The sequence below is a fragment of the Streptococcus sp. HMSC063B03 genome, from assembly GCF_001836965.1.
Taxonomy (GTDB): Bacteria; Bacillota; Bacilli; order Lactobacillales; family Streptococcaceae; genus Streptococcus; species Streptococcus pneumoniae_F.
Genome location: NZ_KV831056.1, coordinates 600 through 13,445, shown reverse-complemented (window position 1 = coordinate 13,445; position 12,846 = coordinate 600). Strand labels below are relative to the sequence as shown.

The following is a 12,846-nucleotide window of genomic DNA, read 5'->3' as shown; positions in this document are numbered from 1 at the left end:
ACTGGGACAAAGAAGGCAACATCAAGGGACCTAAGGGTGATAAAGGTGAACGTGGAGAAGATGGTAAGACTCCAGAAGTAACTGTAACTCCAGGTAAAGATGGTCATAGTACCGACATTACATTCACTGTTCCAGGTAAAGATCCAGTTACAGTAAATGTTAAGGACGGAGAAAATGGTCTGAACGGTAAAACTCCAAAAGTTGATTTGCTTCGTGTCGAAGGACAAAACGGCAATCCATCTCATACAATTGTGACATTCTATACTGATGAAAACAATGATGGTAAGTATACTCCAGGAACTGATGAACTTCTAGGTTCTGAAATGATTAAAGATGGTGCTAAAGGTGCGGACGGACGTGATGGTAAATCATTGCTTACTGTCAAAGATGGTAAAGAAACTAAAGTTTACCAAGAAGATCCAGCACATCCAGGTCAACCATTGAACCCTGAAAAACCTCTTGCAGTTATTAAAGATGGAGTGGACGGAGTCTCTCCAACAGTAACAGCTGTTCGTAAGGATGAAGACGGTCATAAAGGTGTAGAAATCACTGTTGATAACCATGATGGTTCACAACCAACTACAGTCTTTGTTAAAGATGGTGCTAAGGGAGAAACTGGTGCAACCGGTCAGGATGGCCAAACTCCTACAATCACTACTCAACGTGGACAAGATGGTCAAAGCACTCTTGTAACTATCACAACACCAGGTAAAGATCCAGTAACCTTTACAGTAAAAGATGGTAAGAATGGTAGAGATGGCCGTACACCAACTATTGACTTAAATGCATTGGTGGAAGCAGTTAGAAGAGGTGCTGGATCAACTTCTAATTCACAACCTTCTGGAACATCAAGAAGTGCAAGAAATAGAAGAGCATTACCAGATGAAGATAGAAGTGCAACTGAGTCATCAGAAACAGTACAACCAACAACTACAGATGCAACAGATTCACAACCAGTAAATGGTACTCGTATTACAGCATACTATGATAATAATGGTAACGGTAAATACGATCCAGGTGTGGATGAATTAATTGGTACAAGTGATATCTTGAATGGTACAAATGGACGTAATGGTACAGATGGAGCTTCTGGTACAAATGGACGTAACGGTGCTGAATTACTAAGTGGAGTTACTGCCCCAACTGCTAATGATGGTAAAGACAGTGATACTTATATCGACGCCAATACAGGTGATGTTTACAAGAAAGAAAATGGTTCTTGGAACAAGATTGGTAATATCCGTGGACCTCAAGGAGTAGCCGGTGAAAAAGGCGACAAAGGCGAAAAAGGTGAAAACGGAGCTAATGGAGCAGACGGTAAATCACCAGTTGTAAATGTAACGGACAATGGAGATGGAACACACTCTATTACTGTTAGAAACCCTGATGGTTCTGAATCAACAACTAAAGTTAAAGATGGTAAAGACGGTAAAACTGCCAATATCACTACAACAGAAAATCCAGATGGAAGCCACACAATCACTGTAACAAATCCAGATGGAACAACTAAAGAAACAGTTGTTAAGAATGGTAAAGATGGTAAGACTCCAAAAGTTGAAGTGACTGATAACAACGATGGAACTCACACTGTTAAAGTTACGGATGGAGATGGCAATGTTACGAATGCTATCATCAAAGATGGTAAAGATGGTAAAGCTGCAACAGCAACTACAACAGAAAATCCAGATGGAAGCCACAGAGTAACAATCACTAACCCAGACGGAACGAAGAATGAGTTTGTTGTTAAGAATGGTCGTGACGGTGTTGACGGACGTACTCCAACCGCATCTGTTCGTGATAATGGAGACGGAAGTCATACAATCGTTATTACAAATCCAGAAGGTGTGACAACTGAAACCACAGTTCGTGATGGTAAATCACCAAAAGTTACAATAACTGACGAACAGAATGGAACACATAAGATCTCAGTTCTAAATGGTGATGGAACAACTACTGAAACAATCATTAAAGATGGTAAATCACCAGTAGCAACAGTTAGAGATAACCATGATGGTACTTACACAATTCGTGTAGAAAACGGTAATGGTACTGTTTCTGAAACCACAGTTCGTGACGGTAAATCACCAACTGCTAAGGTTGTGGATAACGGAGATGGAACTCACACTATCACAGTTGTGAACTCAGACGGTACAACTACAACAACTACAGTTCGTGATGGTAAAGAACCAAAACTTGAAGTTATTGATAACAACAATGGTTCACACACTATTAAAGTAACAGGAGCTGATGGTAAAGAAACTACAACTACAATCTTTGATGGTAAATCACCAAAAGCGAATATCGTTGATAACGGAGACGGAACTCACACATTAACAATCATAGATTCTGATGGTCGTCAATACAAATCTATTATCAAAGATGGTCGCGACGGTAAAGATGGCGTTTCACCAACTGTAACTGTTAAAAATAATAACGATGGAACTCATGTTGTTACAATCACTAATCCAGATGGAAGTAAGACAGAAATGGTGATTAAAGACGGTAAAGATGGTAAATCACCAAAAGTTTCTGTTGAAGATAATGGAGATGGTAGTCATACAATCACAATCATCAATTCTGATGGAACTGTGACAAAAACAGTTGTTAAAGATGGACGTGATGGTCGCGACGGCAAAGATGGTAAGGACGGAAAAGATGGTAAATGTGGTTGCCAAGGCAAACCAGTAACACCATCAAATGACAAACCAGTTCCTCCAACACGTAATGTGCCAGAAGGACCAACGTTTGCAATGCCAGAACCACCAGTTCATGAATTGCCAGAATTCAACGGTGGTGTTCCAGGAATACCAGAGGTTAATGAATTGCCAGAATTCAATGGTGGAGTACCAGGTATGCCAGAAGTCAATGAACTTCCTAATCCAGAAGTTCCAGGAATGCCAACACCTCCAGTTCATGAAATTCCAGAATTTAATGGCGGAGTACCTGGTATGCCAGAAGTCAATGACAAACCAACTTCAAACATTCCTGAAGTTCCAACACAACCAAATCCAAATGTACCAGTTCAACCGGTAACACCATTAACTTCTAACCCAGTAGTACCAACTACAGGTAAAGAAAAACATGGGGACAAATTACCAGAAACTGGAAGCCAATCTGATTATATCTCTGTTCTTTTAGGTAGCGGTATTCTATTGAGCCTATATGTAGGTCGAAGAAAAGAAGATTAATCAGCAACAAGCAGTCACTAATTTCTCGAAAGAAGATGATAAGTGATAGATCTCGAATGAAAGAATATTCTTAGAACGATTTTCCATGATGGAAAAGACTGCTAAAAACCTTGAGTGGTAACGCTCAAGGTTTTTTTGGATGGCTGATGTTTGTCTGAGAATCTTGATAGAGTCTAAAAAAGCCACCCTATGAGGTGGCGATAATTGATTTAGACTTTTAAAAATTCTTTATTTTTTATTGAATTGCTACGACCAAGTCTTGAGCTTGTTTTTCAAGTGAGTTTAGGACTGTTTCTTCGAGAACCAATTTTCCATCTGCCCAAGCAGAGTCGTTAACACGTGCAGCAGTGAAATCCCCAACGACTTGTGTACGGATAAATGGCAAGAGGTCCTTGTAGATAGCGAAGAGTTGATCGTGACCTGCATTGGCTACAGATGATACTGTGACAAACTTGTCTTGAAGGGCAGAAGCGCCACGTGTATCAGACAAGTCAAGGGCACGAGATAACCAGTCAAGTAAGTTTTTCACTGTACCAGGGATAGAGAAGTTGTAGACTGGAGAGAAAATCCAGATGGCATCAGCAGCGAGAACTGCTTCACGAGCAGCCTCTACAGCTGGATGAGTTGGAACTTCTAAATCTTGGCTGAAGAGAGGAATGGATGAATAGTCAAGGTAGCTAACTTCTGCTTTACCAGCAAGTGCTTTCTCAGCTTCAAGGGCCATTTGGTGGTTGAAAGAACCTTGGCGTAGTGATCCAACGATAAATAATACTTTTTTAGACATGATGTGTCTCCTTTTTCTTAAATTTCCGAGAACTCTCTCGTTGTTATAAAATATATTACAACAAAACAAAAGGACTTGCAAGAAATTTGCTCAGAGTTTATTTGAAAATTATAAAATTGCTGAAACTCTAGTCAGTTGTCACTGGAAAAGTAAGAACTATTTTTTGGATTTTAGTTTTCTTTGATTTTATAGGAGTATTCCAATATTCTCTTGTAATATAATGACATAAGTGCTAAAATAAACAAGAAAACTAGCAATAGAAACCGCAGAACAGCTATTTTCCGGTATCATTTCATAAATCATTAAAGGAACAATAATGGCATTGAAGAATGCTTCTAAAAGGGGTGGAGATCATGTAAGGCAAAGATTAACAAGTGACGGACAAAAGAAATAATACACTTGTTAAGGAGAAAAGATGTTAATAAGAAATTATCGGAAAAATATTGGCCTGATGGCCGGAGTTGAGTTTTTTGCATTTCTAGGGATTACCAGTTTTTGGATTCTCTTTCTCAGTCAAAACGGAATGTCTCTTTGGCAGATTGGACTTCTGGAGAGTATTTTTCATATGACCAGTCTTCTCTGTGAAATTCCATCTGGTATGTTAGCTGACCGCTATTCCTATAAGACCAACCTTTATTTAAGTCGAATAGCAGGGATTGTGTCTTCTATTCTTATGTTGGCTGGGCAGGGAAATTTTTGGATTTATGCGCTAGCTATGGCGATAAGTGCCTTGTCTTATAATTTTGATTCAGGAACAAGCGCAGCAATGGTCTATGACTCGGCTGTAGAGGCTGGGCTAAAGGAGCGCTATCTATCCATTTCAAGTTTCATGTCAGGAGTAGCAGAAGGAACTCGTTCTTTGGGGACAGTGTTGGCGGGATTTTTTGTCCATGGTCAATTGCACCTGACCTACTATATCATGATTGCCACTTCTATCATAGTTCTTGTCTTGATTTGGATGCTGAAAGAGCCCAGTGTCAAGCTAGAAAAAACTGATAGTGTGACCATGAAACAGATTATGTGGACTGTTAAGGAAGAGTTGGAGCGAAATCCCATGCTCTTCAACTGGATGATTTTGTCTCAGATTGTTGGTACACTCATGTGCATGTTTTATTTTTACTATCAAAATCAGTTACCAGATTTAAGTAGTTGGCAAATTTCAGCAGTTATGCTACTTGGAAGTCTCTTGAATATCGTCGCAGTCTATCTAGCGAGTAAGATTGGAAAGAGATATGCCGCCTTGAAGCTTTTCCCTGTCCTCGTCCTGCTGACTGGAGTTACCTACCTGCTGTCCTACTTTGGAACACCTCTAATCTATATTTTGGTTTATTTGATTAGTAATGCTCTATATGCTCTTTTTCAGCCGATTTTTGATAATGATTTGCAAGAGCGGCTCCCAAGTGAAGTAAGGGCAACCATGCTGAGTGTCTACTCTATGATGTTTAGTCTAAGTATGATTGTCTTCTTCCCACTGACAGGCTGGTTGATTGACAATTTAGGCTTTGTAGTAACATTTCTTTATCTAGGATCCTTTTTAGTCATGATTAGCCTTCTACTGACTATCTTTTTAGGAAAAATGGCTAAAAGAATAGATGATAAAATGATTCCATAGATTAAAAGAATTTCTGAAAACTTGAGTGCAAGCTCAGGTTTTTTAATACGGTGATTTCGCTTGTGTCTATGCTTTTCTCTCTCGGTTTTAAACAAGAAAAATCGGTTTACTTTGAAGGAAGAAATAGAATTGGTTTCTTATACTCAATGAAAATCAAAGAGCAAACTAGGAAGCTAGCCGCAGACAGTACTTGGGTACGGCAAGGTGACGTTGACGTGGTTTGAATTTGATTTTCGAAGAGTATTCTTGCATTCACTTGTAATAAAGCCCAATAGATGGTAAAATAGACGAGTGAAAACAAGACAAAATAAAGCAAAAAATAATCTACTGTGGCAGTATGGTCTAGGGATGACGATTTTGTTTGTGGTTATCAGTGCTTCCTTTCTGTATCTGGTTTCTCTTAGTATGAAACCTTATCAAACAGCTAAAAGTGAAGGAGAAAAATTAGCTCAGCAGTATGCAGGATTAGAGCAGGCTGATCAGGTTGATTTATACAATGGCTTGGAATCTTATTACAGCGTTCTTGGTCGTAATAAACAGCAAGAATCACTTGCTGTCCTGATTGGTAAAGATGACCATAAGATTTACGTTTATCAGCTAAATCAGGGTGTTTCACAAGAAAAAGCAGAAGCTCTTTCTAAGGAAAAAGGAGCTGGCGAGATTGACAAGATTACCTTTGGTCGTTATCAAGACAAGCCAATCTGGGAAGTCAAGTCAGGCTCTGATTTTTATCTAGTAGATTTTGAAACAGGAGCATTGGTCAATAAGGAGGGCCTATGAAACTATCCAACCGTGTTTTAGAAATGGAAGAAAGTGTGACCTTGGCTGCTGGAGCCCGTGCCAAAGCACTGAAGGCTGAGGGAAGAGATATCTTGTCTCTAACCTTGGGTGAGCCAGATTTCACTACTCCAAAAAATATCCAAGATGCCGCCATTGCATCGATTCAAGAGGGGCGTGCTTCTTTTTATACAGTAACCTCAGGCCTGCCAGAGCTCAAGGCAGCAGTCAATACCTACTTTGAGCGCTTTTATGGCTATTCTGTAGCGCCAAATCAAGTGACAGTAGCTGCAGGAGCAAAATATTCTCTCTATACCTTCTTTATGGCTGTGGTCAATCCAGGTGATGAAGTTATCATCCCAACCCCCTACTGGGTCAGCTATGGAGATCAGGTTAAGATGGCAGAGGGTGTGCCAGTCTTTGTTCCTGCTAAGGAAGACAATCACTTTAAGGTGACTGTAGAGCAGTTAGAAGCAGCTCGCACAGACAAGACCAAGGTTTTGGTGCTGAATTCACCATCTAATCCGACAGGTATGATTTACACCCGTGAGGAACTCTTAGCAATCGGGAACTGGGCTGTAGAAAAGGATATTCTCATCCTAGCAGACGATATCTATGGGCGCTTGGTCTATAATGGCCATGAGTTCACACCTATTTCTAGTCTATCAGAAGCGATTCGCAAGCAAACAGTGGTTATCAATGGTGTGTCTAAAACCTATGCTATGACTGGCTGGCGTATTGGCTATGCCGTTGGAGAAGCAGACATTATCGCTGCCATGTCCAAGATTGCAGGTCAAACAACTTCAAACCCGTCAGCAGTAGCCCAGTATGCAGCAGTTGAGGCTCTATCAGGCGAGCAAGATACGGTGGAAAGCATGCGTCAGGCTTTTGAGGAACGTCTCAATACCATCTATCCCCTTCTTGCTGAGGTGCCAGGATTTGAAGTGGTCAAACCGCAAGGAGCCTTCTACCTCTTCCCAAATATCAAAAAGGCAATGGAGATGAAAGGCTATACGGATGTGACAGAATTTACAACCGCTATCCTAGAAGAAGCTGAAGTAGCCTTGGTCACAGGAGCTGGATTTGGAGCGCCAGAAAATGTCCGCCTCAGCTATGCGACAGACCTAGACACGCTTAAAGAAGCAGTTAACCGCTTGAAAGCATTTATGGAAAAATAAAAGAAAAGGAAAAATAATGACAAAACGTGTAACGATTATCGATGTAAAAGACTATGTTGGTCAAGAAGTGACGATTGGCGCTTGGGTTGCCAACAAATCAGGAAAAGGGAAAATCGCCTTCTTGCAATTGCGTGACGGGACAGCCTTCTTCCAAGGTGTGGCCTTTAAACCAAACTTTTTAGAAAAATTTGGTGAAGAAGTGGGACTTGAGAAGTTTGATGTCATCAAACGCTTGAGCCAAGAAACTTCTGTTTATGTGACAGGTATTGTCAAAGAAGATGAACGTTCTAAGTTTGGCTATGAGTTGGATATCACAGACATCGAAGTGATCGGTGAATCTCAAGACTACCCAATCACACCAAAAGAACACGGAACAGACTTCTTGATGGACAACCGTCATTTGTGGCTACGCTCTCGTAAGCAAGTAGCGGTGATGCAAATCCGTAACGCTATCATCTATGCAACTTATGAGTTCTTTGACAAGAACGGCTTCATGAAGTTTGATAGCCCGATTCTTTCAGGAAATGCAGCTGAAGATTCAACTGAACTCTTTGAAACTGACTACTTCGGAACACCAGCTTACTTGAGCCAATCAGGTCAGCTTTACCTAGAAGCAGGTGCTATGGCTCTTGGTCGTGTCTTTGACTTTGGTCCAGTATTCCGTGCTGAAAAATCAAAAACGCGCCGTCACTTGACTGAGTTCTGGATGATGGACGCAGAGTACTCATACTTGACACATGATGAGTCACTTGACTTGCAAGAAGCTTATGTAAAAGCCCTTCTTCAAGGTGTTCTTGACCGTGCCCCTCAAGCCTTGGAAACCTTGGAACGTGATACAGAGCTCTTGAAACGCTACATTGCAGAGCCATTCAAACGTATCACTTACGATCAAGCCATTGACCTCTTGCAAGAGCATGAGAATGATGAAGACGCTGACTACGAACATCTTGAGCATGGTGATGACTTTGGTTCACCACACGAAACGTGGATTTCAAATCACTTTGGTGTGCCAACATTTGTCATGAACTATCCAGCAGCCATCAAGGCCTTCTACATGAAACCAGTTCCTGGGAATCCAGAGCGTGTGCTTTGTGCAGACTTGCTTGCTCCAGAAGGCTATGGAGAAATCATCGGTGGGTCTATGCGTGAGGAAGACTATGATGCCCTTGTAGCTAAAATGGATGAACTTGGTATGGACCGTACAGAGTATGAATTCTACCTTGACCTTCGTAAATACGGTACAGTCCCACACGGTGGATTTGGTATCGGTATCGAACGTATGGTAACCTTCGCAGCAGGAACAAAACATATCCGTGAAGCCATTCCATTCCCACGTATGTTGCACCGTATCAAACCGTAAATAAAAAAGTTATTATAATAAAAAGAAGGGTAATTCCTTCTTTTTGTATTTTGGGTACAAAAATATTATACAAAAAGCGAGAATATATAGAACATTTTGGTTGACTGATGTTAAAAACATATGGTAAAATTGGATGATGAGTATTGTGTTGTGGTTTCGTTAAAGAAGGTGTTCTTTAGCAGGAGAGGAAGGGAAAACTGATGACTTCAACCTTATTCTAAATTAACATATATATAAATAAGGAGAAAACATGTATTCAAGAATGGAAAAATACCATGGTAGAAGAGCCCAGCGCTTTTCTATTCGTAAGTATAGTTTTGGTGCGGCTAGTGTTCTTTTGGGGACTGCTCTTCTTTTAGGAGCAAATGCTGTTAAAGCTGATGAGACAAACACTGATTCTGCAAAGGCTACAGAAGTTACAAATTCTGATAAACAGAAATCTGATTCTGGTTCAACAACACCCGTTGTTGAAGAACTTCCTGAATTAAAGATTGATGCTGTAAAAGCAGATGAAAAACCTGAAGTAAAAGAAGATGCTAAAACTGAAGCTAAACCTGTAGCAGAAAAAGAAGTTACCGATAAAGCTGCAACAGAAAAATCTGATAAAGAGCAAGCTGATAAAAAAGAAGCAGACAAAGAAAAAACTAACAAAGAAACATCTGAAAAAGCTGCAACAGAAAAAGCACAAGACGATGTTAAAACAGTTCTTACTCAATTGACTTCAGAAGCTGATGTTATGGCAACAGTAGCCTCAAACTTCTCAGATAAAGAAGTGAAAGATGAAGCATCTAAACAAAAGTTATCAGCTGCAATTGCTACAGTGAAGCTTGAAGCAGTAGCGTCTAAAGGATTGCTTTCATCTGATGCTTCTAAAGACCAAATGGTAGCTCAAGTGAACCGTCTTTCTGCCGCAATTGAAGCAGTTTATGCTGAAATGAAACGTGCGGGTCATGCAGGTAAAGTAGAATCGGTATTAGCTGCTACTGCGTCAAAAATTACAGGTAAAGATGTTTTTAAAGATGGAGAAACAGTTAAAGCTGTAACAAACGCTTATGTTGATATGAATGCAGATAATACGGCTCCTACAGGATGGGGATTTGATACTACTATTAGTACATCAACTCTTAAAGCAGGTTCTATTACAAAAATTGAACTTACTAACTTAGCTGAGTTAGGTGCTGGTTTGGCAAATAATACGGAAATCAGAGCGACTGATGGAACAGTAGTTGGTAAAGTTAAATCTATCGACTTTAAAACAACTACAGGAAACAACAATAATAAATCTGTACCATATTGGGCACAACGTACACAACGTGGTATGACTTATGACCAACGTGTTGCTGAGCAACCAGCGGTAGCTAACGAAACTGGAACATATACTTACAACATCGAGTGGAACGATAAAGTAAAAGACTATCCGAATGTGTCGTTTGGAGCGAGTAATTTATCGGGTGATGGATATTTAGCTCCACAAATTTCAAAAGACACTCCGTATACAGCGACTATTAAAATTGATGGGCGTACAGTTCTGGAACATACTTATACAAGAAAAGGTCAACAACCTAGCTATCAAAAACAAGGTACTAGTGCATCACTAAGTGAAAACAATGGATTGACATACCTTAACAATGAGCAAATAGGTAGAAGTGATTCAATCGTATTAAAAACTGATTCAGATGTTCGTTATGGAGTAGGATCTAAATTTACAATCAAACTTCCAAATGCAGATTTTACTGAATTCAAAGAACTTGAAGGAAGTTCTAACTTTGTAAATGGATTAAATACAGCGTCTACTATTAACCCTAATAAAGGAGATAGTATTACATATCGTCCGCAAAACCGTTGGTCTAATGCTAGAGCTAATGAAAACAATGTATGGATTTTACAAGATGGTCGAGATACTGGTTTTACATTAACACCTAGATTAATTTCACCAACGGAATTAGAACTTACTGTTACAGAAGGAACTATTCAAGAAGATTCTATAGTCTCTATGCCTCTTCAATCTTTAGGTATTGAAAAAGTAATAAAAGACAAAACTCTAACAAGTGAATATTCTAATATTACTTATGAAAATGGATTAATTAAACAAGGTTATGTAGGAAACGATAAAACTGCAGCAACTCTTACTGTATCAGGTGGAGAATCTATTAACGGTGAGAAAGAAGATGTTATAACTACAGTGCCAAACGGTTGGAGTGTTAAAGGTGATGGTAAAGTTCAAGGTGAGCCACCAACAGGTGCTGTTGTTAGAACATTCAAAGATTTAGTGACAGGTGAAGTTATAGGTTTTGAACCAACAAGATATACGGGGAATATTCCTTTAAGTGAAGATGGTTCAAAAGATTACACTAATGTACTTGGAAACAAATATGATGTAAGTAATGATCACGTAGACTTAGTTAAAGAAGTTAACGGAGAAGAATACATTCTTGCAGATCTTCCTCCTGAAAACGTAAAAGGTACACTAAGTGTTACGAAGACAAGAGCAAGAGATTTATATTCTGAAGAAGAATTAAAAGCTAAAGGTATAAATGGATCTGCATTTGTTACCCCAGCAGAGTATGATTATGTTAAGAAAACAAAAGTAGAAGAAGTAAACCGTACAATTAAATTTGTATACGCTGACAATGTTGCAGGCTTAGCGGGTACTGATGTATTCCCATCACAAAAACAAACTGTAAGTTACACAGGTTCAATCAAGTTAACTGCACAAGGTAAAGCGGTAATTAACTCTGAAGACAAACCAGTTTATATTAACTGGAAAGGAACTAATGGTCAAAGTACTGATCTTCCAGAACTTGCAGTACCACAAAAAGAAGGTTACATCGCAAGTGTTGAAAAAGTACCAGTACAAGCAACAACAGCTACAGATGAAGATTACGAATATGTTGTTAAATATACAGCAATTCAAAAAGCGAAAACAACATTTGTAGATGAAAAAGGAAATGCAATTCCAGGGGTAGCTGAAATTACTGAACAAGGTGGATCAGAAACTCCATTAACAAAAGAAGCTGATGTTAAAGCTAAGATCAAAGAACTTGAAAACAAAGGATATGAATTAGTATCTAATACATACCCAGAAGGTGGTAAGTTCGATACGGATAAAGATACAGATCAAGAGTTCAAAGTGACACTTAAACAAAAAGAAGTTACAGTAACACCAGATCAACCAAAAACACCAGGAACTCCAGTAGATCCAAATAACCCAGATGGACCTAAATACCCAGCTGGCTTGGAAGAAAAAGATCTAAACAAAACTGTTACACGTACAATCACTTATGTGTACGAAGATGGAACTCCAGTATTAAATGAAGATGGAACACCAAAAACAGTAACACAAGAAGCTAAATTCACACGTGAAGCAAAAGTGAACTTGGTAACAGGAGAAGTTACATACGGAGACTGGACACCAGCACAAGACTTAGCTGAAGTTAAATCACCAGTAGTTAAAGGATACTTAGCTGACAAAGCAAGTGTTGCGGTGGTAAATGTAACAGGTGATTCTGAAGATATTAAAGAAGTAGTAACATACAAACCACTAGGATCATGGGTACCAAATATCCCGGGACAACCAACAAACCCAATCAAATATCCGAATAATCCAGATGATCCAACAAAACCAGGAACTGATAAACCGGTATTACCATACGTACCAGGTATGACTCCAAAAGATGGAAATGGACAACCACTTAAACCAGTAGATCCACAAGATCCAACTAAAGGATATGTCATTCCAGATATTCCAAACGATCCAACTCAAAGTACGCCGATTAACTACGTAAAAGATACTCAAAAAGCTAAAACAACTTTCGTAGATGAAAAAGGAAACCCAATTCCAGGTGTTGATGCTATTACTGAAGAAGGTGACTCAGATACACCACTTACAAAAGAGGCTGATGTAAAAGCGAAAATCAAAGAACTTGAAAACAAAGGATATGAATTAG

Annotated in this window: 7 protein-coding genes; 6 read left to right on the top strand and 1 reads right to left on the bottom strand. The window is 39.3% G+C overall.

Annotated features, from left to right (window positions below):
* The first annotated feature begins 251 nt into the window (after window positions 1-251).
* Window positions 252-3,188: an SIALI-17 repeat-containing surface protein gene (locus HMPREF2628_RS08150; RefSeq protein WP_070842866.1), complete on the top strand. Its 2,937-nt coding sequence runs from the start codon at window positions 252-254 to the stop codon at window positions 3,186-3,188.
* A gap of 235 nt (window positions 3,189-3,423) precedes the next feature.
* Here the strand turns inward: HMPREF2628_RS08150 and HMPREF2628_RS08145 are convergent, their stop codons facing one another.
* A complete protein-coding gene (locus HMPREF2628_RS08145; RefSeq protein ID WP_070842865.1) occupies window positions 3,424-3,972 on the bottom strand; it encodes an NADPH-dependent FMN reductase in 549 nt (182 codons plus the stop codon).
* A 415-nt stretch (window positions 3,973-4,387) separates the two neighbouring features.
* Between HMPREF2628_RS08145 and HMPREF2628_RS08140 the strand changes: the two genes are divergently transcribed.
* The 5 genes from HMPREF2628_RS08140 to HMPREF2628_RS08120 form a co-directional block, all read left to right on the top strand.
* Window positions 4,388-5,584, top strand: a complete 1,197-nt coding sequence (locus HMPREF2628_RS08140; protein ID WP_070842864.1) for an MFS transporter — start codon at window positions 4,388-4,390, stop codon at window positions 5,582-5,584.
* Window positions 5,585-5,875: 291 nt separating this feature from the next.
* Entirely contained in the window at window positions 5,876-6,364 is a 489-nt protein-coding gene (locus HMPREF2628_RS08135; protein WP_070842863.1) for a cell wall elongation regulator TseB-like domain-containing protein, read from the top strand.
* Complete coding sequence (locus HMPREF2628_RS08130; RefSeq protein WP_070842862.1) at window positions 6,361-7,539, top strand: pyridoxal phosphate-dependent aminotransferase; 1,179 nt, start codon at window positions 6,361-6,363, stop codon at window positions 7,537-7,539. The genes HMPREF2628_RS08135 and HMPREF2628_RS08130 overlap by 4 nt, the downstream gene beginning before the upstream one ends.
* A 16-nt stretch (window positions 7,540-7,555) precedes the next feature.
* Window positions 7,556-8,899 carry an asparagine--tRNA ligase gene (gene asnS / locus HMPREF2628_RS08125; RefSeq protein ID WP_020902243.1) on the top strand — a complete coding sequence of 448 codons (1,344 nt, stop codon included), beginning with the start codon at window positions 7,556-7,558 and terminating at the stop codon, window positions 8,897-8,899.
* Window positions 8,900-9,149: 250 nt separating this feature from the next.
* The coding region (locus HMPREF2628_RS08120) for a mucin-binding protein (protein ID WP_142350515.1) at window positions 9,150-12,846 on the top strand (3,697 nt) is incomplete at its 3' end.